The organism is Brenneria sp. hezel4-2-4, from assembly GCF_013155275.1.
Lineage (GTDB): Bacteria > Pseudomonadota > Gammaproteobacteria > Enterobacterales > Enterobacteriaceae > Brenneria.
The window spans coordinates 268783-293369 of sequence record NZ_JABJXS010000001.1; the positions used below are offsets into that span (position 1 = coordinate 268783).

The 24587-nt window shown below is 53.9% G+C and carries 21 protein-coding genes; 11 read left to right on the top strand and 10 right to left on the bottom strand.

From position 1 onward, the window contains the following. The first annotated feature begins 114 nt into the window (after window positions 1-114). From phoP to HOY33_RS01245, 3 genes are all read left to right on the top strand, one after another. Window positions 115-807: a two-component system response regulator PhoP gene (gene phoP, locus HOY33_RS01235; protein ID WP_172287851.1), complete on the top strand. Its 693-nt coding sequence runs from the start codon at window positions 115-117 to the stop codon at window positions 805-807. Further along, window positions 800-2326: a two-component system sensor histidine kinase PhoQ gene (gene phoQ / locus HOY33_RS01240; RefSeq protein ID WP_253906903.1), complete on the top strand. Its 1527-nt coding sequence runs from the start codon at window positions 800-802 to the stop codon at window positions 2324-2326. Before phoP ends, phoQ begins: the two co-directional genes overlap by 8 nt. Window positions 2327-2393: 67 nt before the next feature. After that, a complete protein-coding gene (locus tag HOY33_RS01245) occupies window positions 2394-3515 on the top strand; it encodes a cupin domain-containing protein (protein WP_172287853.1) in 1122 nt (373 codons plus the stop codon). Between the two features lie 96 nt (window positions 3516-3611). Here HOY33_RS01245 and pepT read toward each other — a convergent pair whose 3' ends face one another. Continuing rightward, entirely contained in the window at window positions 3612-4844 is a 1233-nt protein-coding gene (gene pepT, locus HOY33_RS01250) for a peptidase T (protein ID WP_172287854.1), read from the bottom strand. A gap of 422 nt (window positions 4845-5266) precedes the next feature. On the opposite strand from pepT, the gene potA reads away from it, so the two are divergent. Genes potA through potD form a run of 4 tightly spaced genes read left to right on the top strand, consistent with a single transcriptional unit; the run spans window position 5267 to window position 9077 of the window. Further along, on the top strand, window positions 5267-6382 hold the full coding sequence (gene potA / locus HOY33_RS01255; protein ID WP_172287856.1) for a spermidine/putrescine ABC transporter ATP-binding protein PotA: 1116 nt from the start codon (window positions 5267-5269) through the stop codon (window positions 6380-6382). Further along, on the top strand, window positions 6366-7226 hold the full coding sequence (potB, locus tag HOY33_RS01260) for a spermidine/putrescine ABC transporter permease PotB (RefSeq protein WP_172287857.1): 861 nt from the start codon (window positions 6366-6368) through the stop codon (window positions 7224-7226). Before potA ends, potB begins: the two co-directional genes overlap by 17 nt. Continuing rightward, window positions 7223-7999, top strand: coding sequence for a spermidine/putrescine ABC transporter permease PotC (gene potC, locus HOY33_RS01265; protein ID WP_172287859.1), 777 nt, complete (start codon window positions 7223-7225; stop codon window positions 7997-7999). Before potB ends, potC begins: the two co-directional genes overlap by 4 nt. A gap of 34 nt (window positions 8000-8033) precedes the next feature. Continuing rightward, window positions 8034-9077, top strand: coding sequence for a spermidine/putrescine ABC transporter substrate-binding protein PotD (gene potD / locus HOY33_RS01270; RefSeq protein ID WP_172287860.1), 1044 nt, complete (start codon window positions 8034-8036; stop codon window positions 9075-9077). Between the two features lie 55 nt (window positions 9078-9132). Here the strand turns inward: potD and HOY33_RS01275 are convergent, their stop codons facing one another. The 7 genes from HOY33_RS01275 to HOY33_RS01305 form a co-directional block, all read right to left on the bottom strand. Continuing rightward, entirely contained in the window at window positions 9133-9360 is a 228-nt protein-coding gene (locus HOY33_RS01275; RefSeq protein WP_172287862.1) for a FeoC-like transcriptional regulator, read from the bottom strand. Between the two features lie 45 nt (window positions 9361-9405). Continuing rightward, window positions 9406-11739 (bottom strand): Fe(2+) transporter permease subunit FeoB, encoded by a 2334-nt coding sequence (gene feoB, locus HOY33_RS01280; RefSeq protein WP_172287863.1) that lies wholly within the window; start codon window positions 11737-11739, stop codon window positions 9406-9408. 26 nt (window positions 11740-11765) lie between these two features. Next, window positions 11766-11993, bottom strand: coding sequence for a FeoA family protein (locus tag HOY33_RS01285; protein ID WP_172287865.1), 228 nt, complete (start codon window positions 11991-11993; stop codon window positions 11766-11768). A gap of 16 nt (window positions 11994-12009) precedes the next feature. Beyond that, on the bottom strand, window positions 12010-12255 hold the full coding sequence (locus HOY33_RS01290) for a FeoA family protein (protein WP_172287867.1): 246 nt from the start codon (window positions 12253-12255) through the stop codon (window positions 12010-12012). Between the two features lie 265 nt (window positions 12256-12520). Further along, entirely contained in the window at window positions 12521-14539 is a 2019-nt protein-coding gene (gene prc / locus HOY33_RS01295; RefSeq protein ID WP_172287868.1) for a carboxy terminal-processing peptidase, read from the bottom strand. A 19-nt stretch (window positions 14540-14558) separates the two neighbouring features. Then, on the bottom strand, window positions 14559-15296 hold the full coding sequence (proQ, locus tag HOY33_RS01300; RefSeq protein WP_172287870.1) for an RNA chaperone ProQ: 738 nt from the start codon (window positions 15294-15296) through the stop codon (window positions 14559-14561). An 84-nt stretch (window positions 15297-15380) separates the two neighbouring features. Beyond that, window positions 15381-15887, bottom strand: coding sequence for a GAF domain-containing protein (locus tag HOY33_RS01305; protein ID WP_172287871.1), 507 nt, complete (start codon window positions 15885-15887; stop codon window positions 15381-15383). A 284-nt stretch (window positions 15888-16171) separates the two neighbouring features. Here HOY33_RS01305 and yebS point away from each other — a divergent pair, with 284 nt between their 5' ends. The 4 genes from yebS (at window position 16172) to HOY33_RS01325 (ending at window position 22150) form a co-directional block, all read left to right on the top strand. Beyond that, entirely contained in the window at window positions 16172-17488 is a 1317-nt protein-coding gene (yebS, locus tag HOY33_RS01310) for a membrane integrity lipid transport subunit YebS (protein ID WP_172287873.1), read from the top strand. Beyond that, window positions 17439-20072: a PqiB family protein gene (locus HOY33_RS01315; RefSeq protein WP_172287875.1), complete on the top strand. Its 2634-nt coding sequence runs from the start codon at window positions 17439-17441 to the stop codon at window positions 20070-20072. The genes yebS and HOY33_RS01315 overlap by 50 nt, the downstream gene beginning before the upstream one ends. A 291-nt stretch (window positions 20073-20363) precedes the next feature. Next, a complete protein-coding gene (gene rsmF / locus HOY33_RS01320) occupies window positions 20364-21818 on the top strand; it encodes a 16S rRNA (cytosine(1407)-C(5))-methyltransferase RsmF (RefSeq protein WP_172287877.1) in 1455 nt (484 codons plus the stop codon). A 140-nt stretch (window positions 21819-21958) separates the two neighbouring features. Continuing rightward, on the top strand, window positions 21959-22150 hold the full coding sequence (locus tag HOY33_RS01325; protein WP_172287879.1) for a YebW family protein: 192 nt from the start codon (window positions 21959-21961) through the stop codon (window positions 22148-22150). Window positions 22151-22172: 22 nt separating this feature from the next. Here the strand turns inward: HOY33_RS01325 and HOY33_RS01330 are convergent, their stop codons facing one another. Beyond that, complete coding sequence (locus tag HOY33_RS01330) at window positions 22173-22868, bottom strand: extensin family protein (RefSeq protein WP_172287881.1); 696 nt, start codon at window positions 22866-22868, stop codon at window positions 22173-22175. Between the two features lie 110 nt (window positions 22869-22978). After that, entirely contained in the window at window positions 22979-24040 is a 1062-nt protein-coding gene (locus tag HOY33_RS01335; protein ID WP_172287883.1) for a malate/lactate/ureidoglycolate dehydrogenase, read from the bottom strand. Between the last annotated feature and the right edge of the window lie 547 nt (window positions 24041-24587).

Genomic DNA, 24587 nt, shown 5'->3' on the forward strand with positions numbered 1-24587 from the left:
GGATAATTACTAGATTAAAATTAAATAACACGATGAATTTCGATTGCGTATGACTATGATACGAAACAGTGTTTGCCTATGGACCGCTTTACCTGTTTGACAGAGGAAATAACGATGCGCATTCTGGTCGTCGAGGATAATGTTTTATTACGCCATCACCTTACCGTTCAAATGAATGAGATGGGACATCAGATTGATGCTGCCGCGGATGCCAAAGAAGCCGATTATTTCTTACTCGAACACTCGCCGGATATTGCAATCGTCGATCTCGGATTGCCTGATGAAGACGGCATGAGTCTGATCCGTCGCTGGCGTTCACAACAGATTAAGTTACCCATTTTAGTACTGACGGCGCGAGAAGGCTGGCAGGATAAAGTGGCCGTATTGGAAGCGGGCGCGGATGACTACGTCACCAAGCCTTTTCATATGGAAGAGGTGGTCGCCCGCCTGCAAGCCCTGATGCGCCGTAATAGCGGGCTGGCGTCGCAAATTATCAGCATCCCGCCGTTTGAAATCGATCTGTCGCGGCGCGAAGTGATGATTAACGGCACGGCGATCAGGCTGACGGCATTCGAATACACGATCATCGAAACCCTGATCCGCAACAATGGCAAAGTGGTCAGCAAGGAATCGCTGATGTTGCAGCTCTACCCGGATGCAGAGCTGCGTGAAAGCCACACCATTGACGTACTCATGGGCCGATTGCGCAAAAAAATACAGCTTGCCGATTCGCCCGATGTCATCACTACCGTTCGCGGATTAGGTTATCGTTTCGATATTAATACCTGTCAGGCACAAAATGAGTAATAAAAAATCGCCGGGATCGATATTCAACATCGCCGGCGACGGCCCGAAAGGCGGCGAGCGGGCAGCCCGCCGTAAACGCCCCCCGTTTTCACTACGTGTCCGCTTTTTATTGGCCACGGTCGCTATTGTGCTGGCGCTCTCCTTGTCTTACGGCGCCGTGGCGATTATCGGCTACAGCATCAATTTCGATAAAACCTCTTTCCGCTTGCTGCGTGGTGAAAGTAACCTGTTTTACAGTCTGGCGCAGTGGCGGGATAATCACTTAACCATCGCCACCTCGCCGGATATCGATATCAATTTCCCCACATTGGTTTTAATTTACGATCGGCACGGAAATATACTGTGGCGTGAAAAAGAAGTGCCTGAGCTGGAAGCCCTTATCAATCCTGAATGGTTGAAAAAAACCGCCTACCATGAATTGGATACCGATACCGATACCAGCAGCGCCGTGCTGAAAGGCAATACTCTGGTACTGAATAGCCTCAAAGCGCTCCACGGCGTTCATTCGAATACGCTGACGCATTCCATCGCCGTTAATGTCTATCCGCGTACGGAACATCTTCCGCCGTTGACGATTGTGGTGGTCGACAGGATCCCCCAGGAGTTGCAACAGGAAGATATTGTCTGGGAGTGGTTCAGCTATGTTTTTATCGCCAATCTTATTCTGGTTTTTCCCTTACTCTGGCTGGCGGCGCACTGGAGCCTGCGTCCGATCAAAAATCTTGTTGAGCAAATTGCCGAACTGGAAAACGGCACCCGCGAACAGTTGGATGAAAACCCGCCCCGGGAATTATTCAGCCTGGTCAGCAATCTGAATATTTTGTTGAACAACGAGCGCCAGCGCTATCACAAATACCGCACCACCCTGACCGACCTCACCCACAGTATGAAAACCCCGTTGGCGGTGCTGCAAACCACGCTGCGGGCTTTACGTACCGGTAAGGAAATCAACATCGATCAGGCGGAACCCATTATGCTGGAGCAGATAAGCAGGATATCGCAACAGATTGGTTATTACCTGCATCGGGCCAGCGTGCGTTCCGAGCACCATATGCTGATGCGCGAGGTGCACTCGGTACCCGCATTGCTGGACGGACTGTGCTCGGCGCTAAACAAGGTTTACCAGCGCAAAGGCGTTGTCCTGACGCTCGATATTTCCCCCGAGCTGACCTTCGTCGGCGAAAAGAACGACTTTATGGAAGTGTTGGGCAATGTGCTGGACAACGCCTGCAAATACTGTCTGGAGTTTGTGGAAATCAGCGCCCAACATTCCGACCATAGACTGCATTTGATTATCGATGATGACGGCCCCGGCATCCCGGAAAGCAAGCGGGCGCTGATTTTTCAGCGCGGACAGCGCGCCGACAGATTACGCCCGGGTCAGGGGATCGGCCTGTCGGTCGCCGCGGAGATTATCGAACAATATCAGGGCGAGATCATCATCAGCGACAGTGTTTTGGGCGGCGCCCGGGTAGAAGCCATCTTTTCCCGCCAGAATCTTAGTCAGAATGAGGTATGAAAGTCAGTACAGCCAACTGCGCTTCCGCTATAATTGCTGATGGCCCCCGTTTTCTGGAAAATATGGTATGGACTATCAACTCAATCTCGACTGGCCGGATTTTTTAGCGCGCTACTGGCAAAAATATCCGGTTATTATCAAGCATGGTTTTACTAATTTTATCGATCCTATCTCACCCGATGAGTTGGCCGGTCTGGCCCTGGAAAATGAGGTCGATAGCCGGTTGGTCAGCCATCATGACGGACGCTGGCAGGTAAACCACGGCCCCTTTGAAAGCTTCGATCACCTGGGCGAAAACAATTGGTCGCTGCTGGTTCAGGCGGTCGACCACTGGCACGAACCCTCCATCGCGCTCATGCGTCCTTTCCGTCAGTTGCCCGACTGGCGTCTTGATGACCTGATGATCTCTTTTTCCGTACCCGGCGGCGGCGTTGGCCCGCATCTGGATCAGTATGACGTGTTCATCATTCAGGGAACCGGCCGCCGCCGCTGGCGGGTGGGCGAAAAGGTGGCGATGAAACAGCATTGTCCCCACCCCGATCTGCTTCAGGTCGATCCGTTTGAAGCGATTATTGATGAAGAGATGGAGCCGGGCGATATTCTGTATATTCCCCCGGGATTCCCGCATGACGGTTACTCACTGGAAAACTCGCTCAATTATTCGGTGGGGTTCCGCGCTCCGAATGCCCGCGAGCTGGTGAGTGGTTTCGCCGATTACGTGCTATCCCGCGAACTCGGCAGCTATCGCTACAGCGATCCGGCGATCCCGTCCCGCGATCACCCAGCCACCGTGCTGCCGCAGGAGTTGAACAATCTACAGCACATGATGTTGGATCTGGTTCAGCAGCCAGAACATTTCCAGAACTGGTTCGGCGAGTTTATTTCGCAGTCCCGTCACGAACTCGATCTCGCGCCGCCGGAACCGCCCTATCAGGCCAGTGAGGTTTATGATTTTCTGCGGCAGGGCGAGCAGTTGCGCCGCCTGGGCGGATTACGCGTGCTGTGCGTCGGCGATAACTGTTTCGTCAACGGTGAAATGATCGATAGCCCGCACAAACCGGCGCTTTCAGCGCTGGCCGAACATCATGCGATTGACGCCGCGATGCTGGCGGACGCGCTGGAAGATCCGGCGTTTCTGGCCCAGTTAACCGTTTTGATTAACAATGGTTATTGGTATTTTGCCGACTAGGTCAATTACTGCTCAGGCGGGATCTTCCCGCCTGTTTTTGATGACGACTATCCCTGCCCGCCCACGACGTTGAAAAACGCTTTCCGGCGTTTTATATCAGGCTTTGGCGCGTAATGCGGTTAGCTCGGCGATACGCATAATGACCGACACAGACTGCTCCATGCCTTCCAGGGTAACGAATTCATGCTTGCCGTGGTAGTTGTAACCGCCGGTAAACAGATTAGGACACGGTAGCCCCTGAAACGACAGATGGGCGCCGTCAGTACCGCCGCGGATCGGCTTAAGCACCGGTTCGATATCGCAATCGCGCATGGCCTGCTGCGCCAGCGCAATAATATGCGGATGCTGCTCAACCTGCTCACGCATGTTGTAGTAGCTGTCGGTTATCGTCACCTCTATATAGCAATCGGGGTGCAGCCCCTGTCCCACTTTCTCCGCAATATCCAGCATCTTTTTCTTGCGCTGCTCAAACCCGTTACGATCAAAATCACGAACGATATAATGCAACTCCGCTCGTTCGACCACGCCTTTAATGCTATGCAGATGATAAAAACCCTGATAGCCCTCGGTATTTTCCGGCGCCTCATCGGCGGGCACCTCATGATGATAACGCGACGCCAGATTAAGCGCATTGACCATCACCCCTTTGGCGCTGCCGGGATGCACGTTATTACCGACAATTTTCACCGTCACCGAGGCGGCATTAAAGTTTTCATACTCAAGTTCACCGACGCCGCCGCCGTCAACGGTATAGGCCCACTGTGCATTGAATGCCTTTACGTCAAAAAATTGCGCGCCTTTGCCAATTTCTTCATCTGGCGTAAACGCGATCCGGATCTCCCCATGGGGCACCTGACGTTTTTTCAACCGCACCAGCGCGGTAATGATTTCCGCAATTCCGGCTTTATCATCCGCGCCGAGCAGCGTTTTTCCGTCGGTGGTAATCAGCGTATGTCCCAGCAACTGATGCAACACCGGGAACATCACCGGCGAAAGCACTTCATCGCCAATGCCCAACGCGATGTCGCCGCCGCGGTAGTTTTCCAAAATTTGCGGGTTAACGTGCTTTCCGGTGTAGTCGGGAGACGTATCCATATGAGAAATAAAACCGATAGTCGGCACCGACCAGGCCACATTGGCGGGTAACGTCGCCATGACACATCCGTGTTTACTTAGCGTGACCTGCTCAAATCCCAGATCGAGCAATTCCTGCTGTAATGCGCGGGCAAGCTTCAGTTGCCCCTCAGTGCTTGGCACCTGCCGGACACCCGCTTTTGATTGAGTATCAAAAGAAACGTAATTTAAAAATCGATCGAGTAATTTATCCATCTCTATTGCCTCTTGAACCCTGAATTTCATTATGAAGACGGCATCTACGGCAGATATTGCGTCAGGTCAGTTTTTACCGTGTTAACACGCAGAAGCGAAATAGCGCTCCCGATCGCCAACTGCGCTTAAATGACCGATTAGCGCCACCATAAGAAAGTAAAGTCGACAGAACCCCGGCCGCGAATTACAAACCGCTTTCAATAAAACAACAACCGAGCAACATAATATTCCTGCCGCATTGCCCATCCGGCAAACGATTTGTGGTTGTTATCGCCAAGTGTAGCGGCACAAGTTGTGCGTTCAGCCTGCTTTCCCGTAGAATGCCGACCCTCAACTGAGATTCCAGGCTGAAAGGTGATAACCCTTGGCCGCCGCCCTCTTCCGTGGACGCGCCATATTTGGAAATAGAGCAATAACCCTAAATGAAAGATAATCGTCCTGCTACTCCGGTCGTTGAACTGCTCGACGTCCATAAAAGTTTTGATGGTAAAGACATCATTTCTCACTTTAATCTCACCATTAACAACGGTGAGTTTCTTACTATTCTCGGGCCTTCCGGCTGTGGTAAAACCACCGTGCTGCGCTTGATTGCCGGTCTGGAAACCGTGGACAGCGGCAGGGTAATGTTGGAAAAACAGGATATTACCCACCAGCCTGCCGAGCACCGGCACATTAATACCGTTTTCCAAAGCTATGCGTTATTTCCCCATCTCAGCGTTTTCGACAACGTCGCCTTTGGATTGCGGATGCAAAAAACGCCCGAAGCGGAAGTCGTTCCCCGGGTGCTGGAAGCGCTGAAGATGGTGCAGTTGGAAGAGCTGGCCCCGCGCCGGCCGCATCAGCTCTCCGGCGGGCAGCAACAGCGCGTGGCGATCGCCCGGGCCGTGGTGAATAAGCCTAAGGTGCTGTTGCTGGATGAATCGCTCTCGGCGCTGGACTACAAGCTGCGTAAGCAGATGCAGAATGAGCTAAAGGCGCTGCAACGGACATTGGGTATCACCTTTATTTTCGTCACTCACGATCAGGAAGAGGCGCTCACTATGTCCGATCGTATTGTGGTGATGCGCGACGGCCGCATCGAACAGGACGGCACGCCGCGTGAGATTTACGAAGAGCCGCACAATCTGTTCGTGGCCAGCTTTATCGGCGAGATCAACATATTCGATGCGACCGTCATCGCACAAATTGACGAGCAACGGGCGCGCGCCAGCGTCGAAGGACACGAATGCGTCATCACCGTCGGTTTTCCGGCAATGGTCGGACAACGGCTCAAGGTACTGTTGCGGCCGGAAGATCTGCGGGTAAAAGAGATCAACGACAACGCCGCCACCGCCGGGATTATCGGCTATGTCCGCGAACGTAACTATAAGGGAATGACGCTGGAATCCAGCATTGAGCTGGAAAGCGGGAAAATAGTCATGGTCAGTGAATTCTTTAACGAGGACGATCCCGATGTCGACCATTCGCTGGATCAAAAAGTAGCGGTAACCTGGGTCGAAAGCTGGGAGGTCGTTCTGCACGATGAAGAAGCCGCGTAAACGCTTTCAAAATACCATTATCACCATTATTGTGGCCTGGCTGGTACTGTTCGTTTTCATGCCCAATCTGATGATTATCGGCACCAGTTTTTTAACCCGTGACGATACCCATTTCATCAGTATGACGTTGACGCTGGACAACTATACGCGTCTGGCCGATCCAATGTATGCCTCGGTGCTGCTGCATTCGCTGAATATGGCGGTGATAGCGACGCTGTGCTGTCTGCTGCTTGGCTATCCTTTTGCCTTTTTTCTGGCCCGCCTGCCGCAAAAAGTCCGGCCCTTGCTGATGTTTTTATTGATTGTTCCGTTCTGGACCAACTCCCTGATCCGTATTTACGGGCTGAAGCTGTTCCTGAGCACGCGCGGCTATCTGAATGAGTTTCTGCTATGGATCGGTCTGATTGAATCGCCCCTGCGCATCATGTACACCTCGGAAGCGGTGATCCTCGGCCTGATCTACATACTATTGCCGTTTATGGTGCTCCCGCTTTATTCCAGCATTGAGAAGCTGGATAAATCCTACCTTGAGGCCGCCCGCGATTTAGGCGCCAATAAGTGGCAGGCGTTTGTGCGCATCGTTATTCCGCTAACCATGCCCGGCATCATTGCCGGTTGTCTGCTGGTGCTGCTGCCGGCGATGGGGCTGTTTTTCGTGGCCGATCTCATGGGCGGCGCGAAAAACCTGCTTATCGGCAATGTGATTAAAAGTCAGTTCCTGAATATTCGCGACTGGCCGTTCGGCGCCGCCACCAGTATTTGTCTGACCCTGATCATGGGTCTGCTGCTGTTGGTTTACTATCGCGCCGCCCGGCTGTTGAACAAAAAAGGGGCGCTGGAATGATTGGTCGTCTGTTGCGCGGCGGATTTATGTCCGTCATTTACGCCTATTTGTATATTCCCATCATCATTCTGATCGTCAACTCCTTTAATCAGGCTCGCTTTGGCATCAACTGGCAGGGCTTTACCCTCGACTGGTATCGGCTGCTGATGAATAACGACAGCCTGTTGCAGGCTGCACGGCACTCTCTGACCATGGCGGTGTTTTCGGCCAGCCTGGCCACGCTTATCGGCTCGCTGACCGCGGTTGCGCTCTATCGCTATCGTTTTCGCGGTAAACCCTTTGTCGGCGGCATGTTGTTCGTGGTGATGATGTCGCCGGATATCGTCATGGCGATATCCCTGCTGGTGCTGTTTATGCTGCTGGGCATATCGCTGGGATTCTGGTCGCTGCTGTTTTCCCACATTACCTTTTGTCTGCCTTTTGTGGTGGTCACCGTCTATTCACGTTTGAAAGGGTTCGATGTGCGGATGCTGGAAGCCGCCCGCGATCTGGGCGCCAGCGAAGCGATCATTCTGCGAAAAATCATTCTGCCGCTGGCCATGCCGGCGGTGGCGGCAGGCTGGCTGCTGAGCTTTACCCTGTCAATGGACGACGTGGTGGTGTCATCATTCGTTACCGGGCCGGCCTATGAAATCCTGCCGCTGAAAATTTACTCCATGGTCAAAGTCGGCGTTTCGCCGGAAGTGAATGCGTTAGCGACCATTTTGCTCATACTTTCATTATTACTGGTGCTATGCAGTCAGCTTATCCTGCGCGATCGCACTCAAAAATAATCTTTATGCTTTGGGATATAAGGAGACAAACAACATGAAAACGTGGTCATATCTGCTGGCTGCCTGCGCCATGGCTTTCAGCCTCAACACGGCCAATGCCAACGATGGAAAAACACTGTATTTCTATAACTGGACCGAATATGTTCCCCCCGGTTTGCTGGAACAGTTCACCAAAGAAACCGGGATCAAGGTGATTTACTCTACCTATGAATCCAACGAAAGCATGTACGCCAAGCTGAAAACCTATCAGGACAGCGCCTACGATCTGATCGTGCCCTCGACCTATTTCATTTCAAAAATGAGTAAAGAAGGCATGCTGCAAAAAATCGACACCAGCAAACTCAGCAATTTCCATAATCTCGACCCGAACCTGCTGCACAAATCGTTTGATCCCAATAACGACTACTCCGTCCCTTATATCTGGGGAGCGACGGCCATCGGCGTCAACCGCGATGCCATCGATCCCGCCAGCGTCACGAGCTGGGCCGATCTGTGGGATAAGCAATATAAAAACAGTCTGTTATTGACGGACGACGCGCGCGAGGTGTTCCAAATCGCGCTGCGTAAACTCGGATACTCCGCCAATACCACCGATCCGCAGCAGATAGAGGCAGCCTATAAAGAACTACAGAAATTAATGCCCAACGTGCTGACCTTTAATTCAGACAACCCGGGCAATCCGTTTATGGAAGGCGAAGTGGATCTCGGCATGGTGTGGAACGGCTCGGCTTACGTGGCCCGGCAGGCCGGCACGCCGCTGGACATCATCTGGCCGCAAGAGGGAGGGATTTTTTGGATGGATAGTCTGGCTATCCCCGCCAACGCCAAAAATGTCGAGGGCGCGATGAAAATGATTAACTTCCTGCTACGCCCGGAAATCGCGGCGCAGGTTGCGGAGACGATCGGCTATCCAACGCCGAATCTGGCGGCGAAAAAATTGCTGCCGGCGGCCGTTTCAGGCGACCAAACGCTGTATCCGGATGAAGCGATAATCAACCACGGGGAATGGCAGAATGACGTCGGCCACGCCAGCGCCCTGTACGAAACCTATTTCCAACAGTTAAAAGCCGGGCACTGATCGGCCTGGCAGTCTGACCGGCAGGCGGCTCCCCTGCCGGTCAGGCACAAAAAAACTACCGACCGCCCCACTCATAATACTGACTCAGGCTTTTATCGCACGAACAGCAACTTCCGCATTTGCCGCCGTCCTCAGCCCGGTGCAGCCGTATTTTGCCTTTTTGCACCCAGACCTCCAGCATCCCTTCGATCACGCCCGGTTCAGTGTGAAATGCGCTGCTGATTTCCTGCAATGACGCTCGCTTTTGCCGGCGCACATAATCACGTAATTCAATTAAGGTCATACCGCCTCCGTGCAGGCGAGTTCCCTCACCTGCGACATTAACAACTCAAACGCTCTCGTTCAGTTGACTCACGCCAACCGCTGGCCTTGCTGCGGCATTTCGGCGTAAAAACAGGATGGTTATCAGCAACGCCAACAGCACAGCGGCAATCGCCAGCGTTGAATAGATCGGATGTTGGGCGAAACGACCAACCTGATAGACCACCACCGCCGTGCCGTAACCTAATTCAATGGTCCAGGCCACGCAAAACAGCGTCCACGCCGTACCAACCTCACGCCAGATGGCGGCCACCGCAGCGACGCAAGGTACATAAAGCAGCACCATCAGCAGGTAGGCGAACGCCCCCAGCCGGCCATCAAACAGTTGGCCGATCACCGTCAACGATGAAACCGAAAACGCATTTTCTTGCGCCACCGATTCGGCATTGCTCAAATCACCGACCTCAATACCCAGCGGGTCCAGTAAGGCGCCGCCCAGCCCGCTGAGGTTTTCAGGAATGGTCGCCAGCGCGCCGACGATCCCCGCTTGCAGGCTGAATGGCGCCTCCGCGCTTTCGTCAGCCCCGCTCTGGGCATCGGCCATCGCGCCATAAAGCGAATCCAGCGTCCCGACCACCGCTTCCTTGGCGAAAATACCGGTAAATACGCCGACCGCCGCCGGCCAGTTTTCCGCTTTTATGCCCATGGGGGCGAATACCGGCACAATTTGCCGCCCGATAGCCGACAGCACCGATTTGTCGCTATCCTGATTATCAAATGTGCCGTCAGTACCCATTGAGTTCAGAAAACCTAATACGGTGACCACGATGACAATCAGTTTCCCGGCTCTGAAAATAAAATTTTTCAATCTGTCCCAGGTACGAATCAGCACGCTGCGCAGGCCGGGTAGATGATAAGGCGGGATTTCCATGACGAACGTGGACGCCTCGCCTTGCAACACGGTTTTTTTCAGCATAAAACCGGTGGCGACGGCGGCGACGATCCCAATCAGATACAGACCGAACACCAGATTCTGCCCACCGCGGGTGAACAGCGCCGCGGCAAATAAGACGTACACCGGCAAACGCGCGCCGCATGACATAAACGGCGCCATCATCACGGTGACGATGCGGTCACTGTGTTTTTCCATGGTGCGCGTCGCCATCACCGCCGGCACGTTACAGCCGAAACCAACGATCAGCGGCACAAACGCCTTGCCTGGCAGACCGATGCTGCGCATGAAACGATCCATGACAAACGCGGCCCGCGCCATATACCCGGAGTCTTCCAGATACGACAGGAACAGATAGAGACAGCCAATCACCGGGATAAACGTCGATACCGTCTGAATCCCGCCGCCAATGCCGTCGGCAATCAGCGTTTTCAGCCAGGCGGGAGTATTGAGCGCAACCAGCAGTTCCCCCATGCCGTCAACAAAAACAGTACCGAAGAATTGATCGAAGAAATCAATAAAAGCGCTGCCGATATTGATCGTGAATACAAACATCAGGTACATCACCAACAGGAATATCGGGATGCCCAGAAAACGATGCAATACGATGCGGTCTATTTTATCCGTCAGCGTGGCGGACATTTCACCGCGGCGAGTAATCACCGAGCGCGCAATCGCCGACACGAATTGATAGCGGCCATCCGCCAGAAAGATATCCAGCTCGTCTTCATAGTGTTCAATCAACGCCGCCACTTTGGCATCGGCCATTGCCAGCAGCGATGCGGGAATGCCGGCGCGAACCGTGGTATCCCCTTCAAGCAGCTGAAGCGCCAGCCAGTGAGGATTGGGTATTTCAGCGTGTTCGGCGAGCCGTTGCGCAATGTCTTGCGCCGCCAGTTGAAGCGGCGCATCGTAAGGAATGGCGACGTTGGGCGCCGCCGGAAGAGAGACGGCCGCAAAGCAGGTCTGGCGTAAATTATCGATGCCTTTTTTCTGGCTGGCGGTAATAGGAATGACCGGGCATCCCAATTGTTGCTGTAGCCCGGCGATATCAATATCCAACTTACGTGATAACGCGATATCCATCATATTTACGGCGACGACCATCGGGACATTCATATCCAGCAGTTGCGCCGTCAAATAAAGATTTCGCTCCAGATTGGACGCATCGATAATATTCAACACCAAATCCGCTTCGCCGGATAAAATATAATCTCTGGCAACGCGTTCATCTTCTGAACTTTCGGATGAGGGATTGAGTGAATAAACGCCGGGAAGATCCACCAGCGTCGTGAGCTGGTTTTGATAGCGGTAGTAGCCGACTTTTTTCTCTACCGTCACCCCCGGCCAGTTGCCTACCGTCTGCTTACCGCCGGTAAGCACGTTGAACAATGTTGTCTTGCCGCAATTAGGGTTGCCGACAACGCAAATAACGGGTTGCGCATCCATAAGGATTCCTGCCTGATTTTATTGATTCAGCATTTTTCGAGAATAAGTATTTGCGCCTCACTCTTACGGACGCTGATTGCCGCGCCGCGTAAGCGCAATTCGATGGGATCGCCTAGCGGCGCAACCCGCGACACGGCGAACTCCACCCCCGGCGTGACGCCCAATGCCAGCAGACGCTTACGATAATCCGTAGAGCCTTTTTGAAAGCCAATGACTCTCCATTTGGTCGCGACGGTGAGTTCTTCCAGAGACATCTTCACTTACCTTCTGTTAGTGCGTCGACTGTGGAGAAACCCACACCTGTTTTCCCATATCCCAATTAATGGCGATGCGCCCGTCACCGGCGGCAAGCATCAACGGCTGGTTTTCTTCCCGCTGAATAACACGCACATTGCCGCCCACACGGATACCTAACTCGGTTAAACGCTGCCGGTTTTCCTCGCTCAAACGAATGCGGGCAACAACCGCACTCGCATTGAGAGGGATATCCAGCAATGTTTGAAGATGTAACGCCATGTTTATTTCCTTGCTTCTATAAAATTAAATTCAAATAAAATAATTATATTAAGTATTATCACCCGGAATACACGCCGGAGAATGAATATGACTTATAACTATTCTCAATCATATTCCTGCATCGACTCGTACGCTTGATTCACATCAAATAAAAGCCCGTTCCCGCAGGGCAGGACGCGCTAATAAACGAAACGGCTATTATGCCGGCAAGAAAAACCCCGGACGCGCCGGGGTTGGTTCAGAACAGATAATAAACGGTGACTGACTACTTTTGTTGCTGTGCCAGATCGTGAGCAATCTGCACCGTTTCATCCAGATAAGGATCCGGAGCCTGATAATCTTTCGGCAAGGCTTCCAGCGATTTCAGCGGCTTTTTGCCTTCGCGGATCAAACGATCGTTAATCCGGTTCAGACGCATCGCTTCATCATCGTTATTCTCTTTCTCACGCTGGGCAAGATTGAGCGATACCGTATTGCGTTTGTCTTTCATCGCGTTATATCGCGCAATATCCTCGGCGATATATTGAAACTCCGGATCTTTGGCAATACGCGTCTGATGATTTTCATTTAGCGTGCTGATAATCGGTTTCAGATCGCCGCTCTTGGTGTAGTCAGCGGCTTTAATGCTATCCCACGGCAGCGCGTTGTCCTCGAATTTCTCGCCGGTATCAACCGTTTCGGTTCCGGTCGGCATCATCACATCGGGCGTTACGCCTTTCATCTGCGTACTGCCGCCGTCAATACGATAAAATTTCTGGATGGTATACTGAACCGAGCCTAATGACGGCCACTCGGGGCGCAACATCTGATCATAGATGCGATTCAGAGAACGATATTGCTGCACGGTGCCTTTACCAAAGGTCGGTTCGCCCACCACCAGCGCGCGGCCGTAGTCCTGCATCGCCGCGGCGAAAATTTCGGACGCGGAGGCGCTGAAACGGTCGACCAGCACCACCAGCGGCCCTTTGTAATACACCGTGCCGTCAGTATCGCTGTCTGCGCGGATTTTGCCGTTATTATCGCGAATTTGCACCACCGGCCCGCTGGGAATAAACAGGCCGGACAACCCTACCGCTTCGGTCAGCGCGCCGCCGCCGTTGCTGCGCAGATCGATAACGATGCTGCTGACGTGCTGTTTCTCCAGCTTCTGCAACTGCACTTTCACGTCATCCGTCAGGCCCACGTAGAACCCCGGAATATCCAGCACGCCCACTTTCTCTTTGCCGACATCCTTGACCGACATCTTGACCGCGCGGTCTTCAAGACGAATGCGCTCGCGCGTCAGCGTCACCGTCCGGGTTTTGGTGCCTTTGCCCGCCGGCAGGATTTCCAGCCGAACCTGACTGCCTTTCGGCCCTTTAATCAGCGCGACCACATCGTCAAGACGCCAGCCGATGACATCCACCATCGGTTTACCGGTCTGACCGACCCCCACCACGCGATCGCCCACCGTAATGCTTTTGCTTTTCGCCGCCGGGCCGCCGGGCACCATGGAGTTAATCACCGTGTAATCGTCGTCCATCTGCAATACCGCGCCGATCCCTTCGAGCGACAGGCTCATTTCGGTATTGAACTGCTCGGTATTCCGTGGCGATAAATAGCTGGTATGCGGATCAATTTCCCGCGCAAAGGCGTTCATGATCAGTTGGAAGACATCTTCGCTATTGCTCTGGGCCAAACGGCGGATGGCAAACTGATATCGCTTGGTCAGCGTTTCCTTAATCTCTTTATCTTCTTTACCGGTCAGCTTCAGGCTTAACCAGTCGTATTTAACTTTCGCGTCCCATAAGCGGTTCAGCTCGCCCACGTTTTGCGGCCAGGGCGCCTTGCTGCGATCGAGGTCGATAGTATCATCGCCGGTAAACGTCATCGGCTTGTCCAATAACGACAACGCATACTGATAGCGCTCAAAACGCCGCTTCTGCGCCAGATTGTACAGCGCATAGGGAAGATCCAGCGTGCCGGACTTCAGTTGATCATCCAACTGCGTTTTCTTATCGGCAAACTGCGCGATATCTGAAGCCAGCAGCACGTTATGGCTGTAGTCCAGCATATTCAGATAGCGGGAAAAAATTTTCTCGGAAAACGCGTCGTCCAGCATAAACTGGCGATAGTGAGAACGCAGAAAGCGCGAGGCGACTCTGTCGCTTACCGTGACATGCTGCGGCTCCTGCTGTAACTGAGGAACTTGTTCAACGCGCGTTATGGTCTCATTTGCAAATGCAAAACCGACGCCCGCCAGCAGTAGACCTGCAATAACGGTTATTCTGGCTAAATTGTTCATGCCCAGGTTGGCCTCCGTATCAGAACTGCAAGTGTTCTGCGCGCACGATCATCGCCATTCCCGAAGCCAACTGAACCCTGACCTCGCCTTTGGCAATCTCAAGCACAGTGGCATCCATGGCATCTTTGCCGGCTCTGACTTTGATTTCCTGACCGATTTGCAGTTTGGATACGTCCGTAACCGCAACCCGCTGTTGTTGAGGCTCGTTGCCGGCAGGTCTTGCCTGACGGGGCTGAGCGTTGGCGGGATGCTGAGAAGAGGACGATGACTGACGGGAAGAAGCCTGGCGTGGTTTACGCGGCGCGGTACGATTGGCGTCGCGCTCACGACGCGGCGCGCTTTTACCGTTCGCCGGGCGAGCACGCGCCGGTTCGGCCGTCTCGCCGGCTTCGCGTTTTTTCGCTTGTTGCTCGGCACGCTGGGCCTGAACCCTGGCTTTCGCTTCTTCCAGTTGCTTACGCGCATGATCGACATGCTGCTGTTCCAGTTCGCCGCAGGGATTTCCATCCAAATCCACACGCTGAGCGCCCAGCTTAACACCGTACAGATAACGCCAGCTTGAGGTATATAGCCTCAATGCGGAACGCAATTGCGTTTTGCTGACGTTATCCGTTTCGTGTACGCGCTCAACAAGATCTTGAAAAATACCGATCTTTAACGGTCTGGTTTCACCTTCGGTGGTGAAACAAAGCGGGAACCGCTCTGCCAAAAGGGCAATGACTTCTTTACTACTGTTCAACTTAGGTTGATTTTCCATGAAATTTCCTGATTACAACGGGTTTGCCAACCGGCGCAGGCATGAACAGGCGTCATTATAATGACGCCATCGGCAATTGCTACGTTATCCTTGTCTCAACGTGAGAGAATTGACAAAAGTCAGTACATCGCTCTGTTCAAGTTGTGCACAAAGTGCTGTCGCCACCGCCTTAAGCCCCTCTTCATCATCTGCGTCAAACCGTTGATAAACAGTGCTATCAATATCTAAAACACCGATCAACCGACCGCCGACCGTCAGCGGCAGCACAATTTCGGCGTTACTTGCGGCATCGCAGGCAATGTGGCCGGGAAACGCATGAACATCGCCTACGCGTTGAATCTTATTTTCAGCGACTGCCCGGCCGCATACGCCTTTACCTACCGGAATACGTACGCAAGCCACCCGGCCCTGAAACGGCCCCAAAAACAGCGAGTCCTGTTCCAGTAGATAAAAACCGGCCCAGTTAACCCCATCGAGACGTTCGAACAACAGTGCGCTGCTGTTCGACAAGAGGGTGATAAAACGATTCTCCCCCTCAATCAGCGCGGATAAATCGCGAACCAGATCGGTATAAAATTGTTGTTTTTTCATAAAATACTATTCTGTCTTTTTCAATCTATCAGCCATATACACCAAAATCACAAACCACAAGCAACCGCTACAGGATGCCACAAGATTTATTCATTAGCGCGCGGAATCATCCTCTTTAAAATACCGTGACCCTGCATATCGTGCTATTTGTCATTTAATCTTATCATCTACAGAGTGTAGCGCCGTTTTATGTCACCCATCATTCAGTTACGCTATGCTCTGGTTCGGTTACACTTATCCGTACCCGATACACGCGCAAGCGGGTCCATCTGACAGCAGGAAATATGAAAATAGTTAGCATAGCCAGTCCTGCGCCACTCCCGCCATCAAGGCCCCCCTGTGTTGACGGCGCCGGCGTGCCCGCGCGACGGGCCGGACGTTATCACCGTTGTCCTGAATGCGATGCTTTTTTTGTCTTGCCCGAGCTTAAACATAACCAGACGGCAAACTGCCCGCGTTGCGACGCCAGGGTAAGCTCAGGGCGCGACTGGTCAATATCCCGGTTGGCGGCGATGGCCGTCGCCATGCTGTTGCTGATGCCGTTTGCGTATACCGAACCGTTAATCAGCATCCGTCTGCTTGGCGTCTCCATTAATGCCAGTCTGTTTGAGGGGATCTGGCAAATTACGCGGCAAGGGAATCCGGTCACCGCCAGCATGGTGGCGTTTTGTACCGTCGGCGCGCCGCTGACGCTGGTATTTTCGCTCCTGTATCTGTTTTTTGCGCCGCGCATCGGCTTGAATCTGCGCCCGATTTTGTTAATGCTCGGCAAGCTCAAAGAGTGGATGATGCTGGATATCTACCTGGTCGGCATCGTGGTCGCCGCCATCAAGGTCAGGGAGTTTGCCGACATTCAGCCAGGCGCCGGCCTGATTGCCTATCTGGCGCTGATGACGCTAAGCGTGCTGACGATCATCCACCTGAATACCGATCAGCTATGGCAACGGTTTTATCCGCGCCTGCGCCCGGTTATCTCACCGGAACGTTACCGGATATGCCTCGCCTGTCATTTCAGCAGCGCGCCGGATAACCGTGGACGCTGCCCGCGCTGTCATATTCCGCTGCGCCTGCGGCGAAGACATAGCCTGCAAAAATCCTGGGCGGCGCTGATTGCGTCGGTTATCTTTCTGTTGCCTGCCAATCTACTGCCGATTTCCATTATTTATGTGAATGGCGTTCGCACCGAAGACACCATTTTTTCCGGCATTCTGTCGCTGGCATCGGGCAATATCCCGGTGGCGTTGGTGGTTTTTATTGCCAGTATTCTGGTGCCTTTTACTAAGGTTATTGTGCTGACAGGGTTGCTGTTAAGTATTCATCTGCGGGTTGAGGACGGTCTTCTTGCCCGGATGAAGATGTTGCGCGTCATTCGCTGGATCGGCCGCTGGTCAATGCTGGACTTATTCGTCATTGCGCTGACGATGTCGCTGGTCAACCGCGATCAATTACTTGCTTTTACCATGGGGCCTGCGGCTTTCTATTTTGGCACCGCAGTGATTTTAACTATCCTGGCCGTTGAATGGCTGGATAGCCGACTGATGTGGGATAACCATGCAAGACAAAATATCCGAGACACCAACTGCCGCCGCTGTGAAGAATAAACGCCGGCTGTCGCCGTTTTGGCTGCTGCCGTTGATTGCGCTGATGATCGCCGGTTGGCTGGTGTACACCAACCAACAGGAGCGAGGCACGACCGTCACCATTGATTTTGTGTCGGCCGACGGCATCGTCGCCGGCCGCACGCCGGTACGTTATCAGGGGGTCGAAGTCGGCACCGTGCAGAACATTACGCTCAGTGACGATTTACGCACCATTCAGGTTGAAGCCAGTATAAAAAGCGACATGAAAGACGCGTTACGTTCCGGAACCCAGTTCTGGCTGGTCACGCCGAAAGCGTCGCTGGCGGGGGTTTCCGGTCTGGATGCGTTGGTCGGCGGTAACTATATCGGCATGATGCCCGGCGACGGGGAACCCCAGGAGCATTTTTCCGCGCTGGATACCCAACCCAAGTACCGGGTCAACACCGGCGAACTGCTGATCCATCTGCACGCCGATGATTTAGGCTCCCTCAGTAACGGTTCTCTGGTCTATTACCGCAAGGTTCCGGTGGGAAAAGTCTACGACTACACCGTCGCGCCGGATCATAACGGCGTCATGATTGACGTGCTGATCGAGCGCCGATTTACCCATCTGGTGAAGAAAAACAGTCGTTTCTGGAATGTATCGGGCTTCAACGCCGACGTCAGCTTCGGCGGCGCCCGGGTCGAAATGGAAAACCTCGCCGCGCTGGTCAACGGCGCCGTCGCCTTTGACTCCCCCGATGACAGCGAAACCGCCAACGCGGAGCAATCCTACCGCCTCTATCCCGATCTGGCGCAAAGCCAGCGCGGCGTGGCGATCTCGCTTGATTTGCCCTCCGGCGACAGTCTGTCGGCGGGGCGTACGCCGCTGATATATCAGGGATTGGAAGTCGGCACGCTGGAAAAAATCACGCTGGTGCCGAACAGCAGCAAGGTCGCGGGCGAACTGATTATCGATCCGGCGGTCGTCGCGTTGATGCGTGAAGGGACGCGTATCGAATTGACCAAACCGCGCTTGTCGCTGAGCGATCTGAATATCTCCCGTCTGCTCGGCGGCCCGACCCTGACGCTCATTCCCGGCGAGGGCGAACCGCGCCACCACTTCACCGTGGAGGACAGCGGCCAGCAACAGTTGGCACAACCCGGCGCGTTGTCCATCCAACTGAATGCCGCGCAAAGCTACGGTATCGATAGCGGCCAGCCGGTGTTATTGCACGGCGTGCAGATTGGTCAGGTGGTTAAGCGCAGCCTGGACGAAAAAGGCGTCAGCTTTACCCTAGTGATCGAACCTCAATACCGGCAGCTTCTGCATCGCGACAGTAAATTCGTCGTCAATAGCCGCCTGAACGTCAAAATGGGTCTGGATGGCATACAGATGCTGGGAGCCAGCGCGCAAGAGTGGATTAGCGGCGGCGTTCAGGTCTTGCCCGGCAGTCAGGGCGAGGTGCAGCAGCGTTATCCGCTTTATAGCGATCTCGACAAGGCGGAAGCCGGCATCCGTGGCGGCGCACCCTCCCCGACCTTGACCCTGGTGACCGACAGTCTGCCCGATATTCAGGACGGTTCGATTGTGTTGTATCGCAAGTTTCAGGTTGGCGAAATCATGCAGGTACGGCCGAAAACGGATTCCTTTGAGGTGGATGTCTATATCCGGCCGGAGCACCGCAAGCTATTGACGGATAAAAGCGTTTTCTGGGCTGAAGGCGGCGCCCGCATCCAGTTGAACACCTCCGGGCTAACGGTGCAGGCCTCGCCGCTTAACCGCGCGCTCAGGGGAGCCATCAGCTTCGACAATCTGGCGGGCGCGCCGGAAGTCAAAGGCGGCAAGCGAGTCCTTTACAACAACGAAACCGCGGCACGCGCCGTCGGCAGCCGCATTACCCTGCGAACCTTTGATGCCGGCAAGCTGTCGCCGGGCATGCCAATCCGCTATCTGGGGATCGATATCGGTCAGCTTGAATCCCTGCGGCTTTCCGAGCAACGTAATGAAGTATTGGTACAGGCGGTGCTTTATCCCGAATATGTGCGCGGATTTACTCGCGCGGGAACTCGCTTTTCGGTCGTTACGCCGGAGATTTCAGCAGCCGGGGTTAATCACCTAGATACCCTGTTCCAACCCTATATCAATGTTGAACCCGGCAGCGGCAGCGTAACCCGCAGTTTTGAACTGCAACAGGCCAGCATTTCGGACTCTCGCTATCAGGATGGTTTGAACATCAGCGTGGATGCGCCGGAAGCGGGCGCATTGCAGGTAGGCACGCCGGTGCTGTTCCGGGGAATTGAAGTGGGAACCGTCACCGGCCTGTCGCTGGGCACGCTGTCCGACCGCATATCCGTCGCCCTGCGCATCAGTAAACGCTATCAGCATCTGGTGAGAAACAACTCGGTCTTCTGGCTGGCCTCCGGCTATAACCTGGAGTTCGGCCTGACCGGCGGCGTGATAAAAAGCGGGACATTCCAGCAGTTTATCCGCGGCGGGATTGCATTCGCCACCCCGGCGACTACCCCGCTGGCACCGCGGGCCCAGGAAGGGAAACATTTTCTGTTGCGCAACGAAGAACCCAAAGAGTGGCGGCAATGGGGAACGGCGATCCCCGCGAATTAAGCGCGGCAAAGGGCAGTTTGACTGCCCTCAGACCGTTGACAAACCTATCACCCTTTATCGAACGGTGATAATGGAATGGAAGAGTAAAGCGTCCGCGCCAGGGATGGCGTGGTTCGAGCTTACAGGGACGTACTTGCAGCGTCTTTACGATCCATCCATTACCGCCGCTCACCAGACTTTGTCAGCAAACTCAGGGCAGTTTGACTGCCCTTTTTCTTCCCACGCGGTAAGCCCTGCAAATATGTTACACTCCACCACTTAATCTTTATCGCGGTAACGGAACCTCTTAGCGTGGCTAAACAGACCTCAGCCCATTTACCCCCGGAATTTCTCTCGGCAATCCAGACGATCATGCCCGCCCATCTGACGATGGACGATTTTATCGCCGCCTGTCAGCGCCCCTTGCGCCGCAGTATTCGCGTCAATACGTTAAAAATCAGCACCGCGGAATTCGTAAAGCTGGCGGAGTCCTATCAATGGCGTCTCGAACCGATTCCCTGGTGCAGTGAAGGTTTTTGGCTGCTGAACGGCGATGATGAAACCGTGCGGTTAGGTAATACGCTGGAGCACCTGAGCGGCCTGTTTTACATTCAGGAAGCCAGTTCCATGCTGCCGGTCAGCGCCCTTTTTCATCAGGATACCGCCCCGCGCCAAGTATTGGACATGGCGGCGGCGCCCGGCTCCAAAACCACGCAAATCGCCGCCGGAATGGATAATCAGGGCGCCATCATCGCCAATGAATATTCCGCCAGCCGGGTGAAGGTACTGCACGCCAATATCAGCCGTTGCGGCGTCAGCAATACGGCGTTGACCCACTTTGACGGACGGGTCTTCGGCGCCGCGTTACCCGAATATTTCGATGCGATCCTGCTTGATGCGCCCTGCTCCGGCGAAGGGGTAGTACGTAAAGATCCTACGGCGATGAACCACTGGTCGCCAGAAAGTATCGTCAGCATTGCCGCAGTCCAGCGCGAACTGATCCTCAGCGCCTTTCATGCTTTAAAACCCGGCGGGGTAATGATTTATTCCACCTGCACGCTGAACACGCAGGAAAATCAGCAGGTATGCCGCTGGTTGCAACAGGCTTATCCAGAGGCCTGTGAATTCGAGCCGCTGACCGATCTGTTCCCGGATGCGGCGCTTGCCGCCACGGAAGACGGTTTTTTACACGTCTTCCCACAAATTTACGACAGCGAAGGCTTTTTCGTCGCGCGTTTGCGTAAAACGGCCAGCGTCCCGCCGCTGCCTGCGCCCGGTTACAAAGTCGGGAAATTCCCTTTCTCGCCGCTGAGCGCCAAAGACAGTGCGTCGGTTGTTCAGGCGGCGCATCAACAGGGACTGAGGTGGGAAAACGAACGGTTACAACTGTGGCAACGCGACAATGAAATCTGGCTGTTTCCCGCCGCTCTGGCATCCGCTTTCGGGAAAATCAGATTCTCACGCATTGGCCTTAAACTGGCGGAACGGTTTCCCAAAGGCTATCGTTGGCAGCATGAAGCCGTTGTCGCCCTGGCGAACGCTGATGTCGGCCACGCCTATGCGCTCAGCGATCGACAGGCATGTGAATGGTTTCAGGGCAAGGACAGCTATCCGGAACCCGCGCCCGCGGCCGATGAACTGTTGCTGACCTATCATCGCACGCCGGTGGGACTGACCAAGCGTATTGGCAGCCGGATAAAAAACAATCTGCCGCGCGATCTGGTACGCGACGGCGCCTGTTCCGCGGTACAGATTAATAACCGCTAAACCTCGCATCCGTCTATCCGATGGCGATAAAACCACCTGATAGACGGCATCGCCTCACTTCTCCCTGATTTTCATCTACAATTGCCTACATAGCGACGAGGCAACAGTAGCACGATTTATTACGGAGAGTTGAGAGCATCATGTTTGCACTGGTGATATTTGTTTGTTATCTCGGCAACGGCTGTGATGAATTGATGATCGGTGCTTACAATACGGAACCGCAGTGTCTCAAGGCCATGGATGAGCAACGATTACGTCACGCCGGGTGCTATCCTATCGAAGAATTTATCGATGGTTTTTGGCTGCCCGCTCAGGAATACGCGGACTTTTAACCCGTGCCTGCCCGATACTCAGTTAGCGACACACGCCAAAACCGCGCATCCCCAGATGAAAATGATTGGCATGGGCCGCGTTGTATTCCGGCCCCAGCGAATTGCCAAAAAAACCACAGCTTTGCTCAAACGTGGTTCGCAGATAATCGCCGGTTTCATCCGTCGCTTTCCACTGATTCAACACGCTGATGCGTCGCCCGTCCGCTAGCCGGAAACCGGCTATATCCCAGGCATCCGCCGTGGCGTGTTCGCTTAGCCGGCCTTCGGGACGATGATAGATATTACGACACGCATAGCTGCCGAGATGATCAATGCGCGACAGCGCGGCGCCAAGCCGCTGCGCCTGCGGTATCGCCGATTGCGTGACGAACATCGTGCTGCTGAGCGCCAGCGGGCAACTGGCTAAAAAGCTTGAACCGAGCGTCACGTCGCCAAAACGCTGAACGCGAACAGGAGAAGATAACGGGCATTGCCCGTCAATATCGCCTGGCAAAGAGAACGTAATGCGGCCCTGATCCTGCGCCTGCCTTAATACCGCCAGACAGGCAGCGGGATCGTCCGCCAACTGCTTTAGTTTGATACGGGTAATGAACGTTGGCGGATCGTCGACAGACAACGGCGAGAACGGATCGTAACCGGGCGGAAGGTGCCGTTGGAGTACCGGAAAAAAAGCAATCAACGCCCCTAAAACAACCAGGCACACCAGCAACTTCCACATTTACCCTGTCTCCTCGGTTATCGCGCACCCTTAAACAATACTAGGTTATCGGCGTAAGGGCGTAAAAAACGCGCCTGTTCGGAAACATGGCGGCAACAACGTCACCGGCTTTATAAAGTAAAATCCTCAGCGGACATGCCCAGCGAAACGCCGGCTTCAACGATCTTTTGCCACTCCTGATCGGAAATGACAATCCCGTCGGCCTGCCGCCGCGCGCGGGTTTTTATCTCTGGTTCACCGGCAATCAGAATCGGCTGTTCAGGATCCGGCGCTGTTGAAGAGCGGACATAGTCCAGCATCGCATCATATTCTGTCTGCAACCACGCCATCGACACCATACTGGCCGGGTCAATCACAATAGTGGTCATGTTATTTACGATCGCCCCCCGGCGTGGATTTTCCGGCTGGATCGTCCCACCGCCGGACAACAATCCCGCCAGCAGTTCGGCGGCAATAATCAGTCCACCGCCTTTGTGCCGGGCGATAGGCTTCAATGCGCCGTGTTTTTCCCCTTCCCACATCACCCGCGGGTCGTTGGTGGAGATGCCGTTGGCGTCAAGCATAACCTCTTCATCAAACTTTTTTCCCGCCAGATAGGCTACCCGGGTTTTCCCCAGCGCGACGATGCTGGTGGCGAAATCGAGTACGAAAGCGGCATTGTTTTCACTCCCTGGAAAAGCGATACAAATCGGATTAGTGCCAAACCGCGCTTCGCTGCCGCACCAGGGGGCGACGATCGGGTCGAGGTCATTCACATTAACAAAATGAATCGACACCAGCCCCGCTTTGGCCGCCATTTCGCCATAGGTGCCGATACGGCCCAAATGACAGGTTGACGAAAGCGTCATCAAACATACGCCGGTGGTCTTCACCCGCTCGATCGCCGCCTGCATGGCCTCTTTACCGGTGCGCTGACCAAATCCGCGCTCACCGCTAAACTGCAACACCGCGCCGCCGTCGCGGATTTTACGGGCCGGGGTGTTCGGATGCATCACCCCATCCGCAATAAAACTTACATAATGCGGCAACATCCCCACACCGTGACTGTCATGCCCTTTCAGGTTGGCCGCCACTAAATGTTCGGCCACACAAGCGGCCTCCTGTTCTTCACAGCCCACTTTTTGCAATAGCGCCTGTGCAATACCCGTTAAGCGACTTTCTGAAATCTGCATCTGTTTCCCTTCGCATTTTGCTAACGAATTAAGTTATCTAGCTCTACTTATCCTACTGCTGAATTTATCAGCATGAAAACCTTTAAAATACGCCATCCGCCCGGTGCTTGATCGATAGAACACCACGGATGGATGAATCGATCGCTACAACCGATCGATAACGCAGAATTGATCTGTATAAACGTTTATAAAATACACAAATCCAATGTCATGATAATGCTGAAACTCAAACAATAACGATGACATCAGGGAAAGCAAAGCCCATCCTCTGTAGGTGGGCTTTTTTTATATCGAGCGGTGGCCGGGAGCTCATTGATGAGATCCGCCAACCGTTCATGCGATAGGAAATCTTGCCTGGCGACGCGAAGGGAAGGAGAAAGGGAAAGAGTTTGTCCGGAAGTTACCATATTTATTGCTTTCGATCGGTTTTGCGTCCACACCTGAATCTGCCAGTTGCTATAAAGATGGCGAGAACGTGCTAAGTTTGACCACCGTTTTTCCACAAACATGCCAACATTGTGCTAATGCCTAGCACAACACTGAACTT

Coding starts and splice junctions, on each gene's coding strand:
- phoQ (WP_253906903.1), top strand. CDS start 800: ATGAGTAATAAAAAATCGCCGGGATCGATATTCAACATCGCCGGCGAC.
- potC (WP_172287859.1), top strand. CDS start 7,223: ATGATTGGTCGTCTGTTGCGCGGCGGATTTATGTCCGTCATTTACGCC.
- HOY33_RS01325 (WP_172287879.1), top strand. CDS start 21,959: ATGTTTGCACTGGTGATATTTGTTTGTTATCTCGGCAACGGCTGTGAT.
- yebS (WP_172287873.1), top strand. CDS start 16,172: ATGAAAATAGTTAGCATAGCCAGTCCTGCGCCACTCCCGCCATCAAGG.
- potD (WP_172287860.1), top strand. CDS start 8,034: ATGAAAACGTGGTCATATCTGCTGGCTGCCTGCGCCATGGCTTTCAGC.
- potA (WP_172287856.1), top strand. CDS start 5,267: ATGAAAGATAATCGTCCTGCTACTCCGGTCGTTGAACTGCTCGACGTC.
- prc (WP_172287868.1), bottom strand. CDS start 14,539: ATGAACAATTTAGCCAGAATAACCGTTATTGCAGGTCTACTGCTGGCG.
- HOY33_RS01285 (WP_172287865.1), bottom strand. CDS start 11,993: ATGTCTCTGGAAGAACTCACCGTCGCGACCAAATGGAGAGTCATTGGC.
- HOY33_RS01275 (WP_172287862.1), bottom strand. CDS start 9,360: ATGACCTTAATTGAATTACGTGATTATGTGCGCCGGCAAAAGCGAGCG.
- HOY33_RS01245 (WP_172287853.1), top strand. CDS start 2,394: ATGGACTATCAACTCAATCTCGACTGGCCGGATTTTTTAGCGCGCTAC.
- HOY33_RS01330 (WP_172287881.1), bottom strand. CDS start 22,868: ATGTGGAAGTTGCTGGTGTGCCTGGTTGTTTTAGGGGCGTTGATTGCT.
- HOY33_RS01290 (WP_172287867.1), bottom strand. CDS start 12,255: ATGGCGTTACATCTTCAAACATTGCTGGATATCCCTCTCAATGCGAGT.
- potB (WP_172287857.1), top strand. CDS start 6,366: ATGAAGAAGCCGCGTAAACGCTTTCAAAATACCATTATCACCATTATT.
- feoB (WP_172287863.1), bottom strand. CDS start 11,739: ATGGATGCGCAACCCGTTATTTGCGTTGTCGGCAACCCTAATTGCGGC.
- HOY33_RS01335 (WP_172287883.1), bottom strand. CDS start 24,040: ATGCAGATTTCAGAAAGTCGCTTAACGGGTATTGCACAGGCGCTATTG.
- HOY33_RS01315 (WP_172287875.1), top strand. CDS start 17,439: ATGCAAGACAAAATATCCGAGACACCAACTGCCGCCGCTGTGAAGAAT.
- HOY33_RS01305 (WP_172287871.1), bottom strand. CDS start 15,887: ATGAAAAAACAACAATTTTATACCGATCTGGTTCGCGATTTATCCGCG.
- proQ (WP_172287870.1), bottom strand. CDS start 15,296: ATGGAAAATCAACCTAAGTTGAACAGTAGTAAAGAAGTCATTGCCCTT.
- phoP (WP_172287851.1), top strand. CDS start 115: ATGCGCATTCTGGTCGTCGAGGATAATGTTTTATTACGCCATCACCTT.
- pepT (WP_172287854.1), bottom strand. CDS start 4,844: ATGGATAAATTACTCGATCGATTTTTAAATTACGTTTCTTTTGATACT.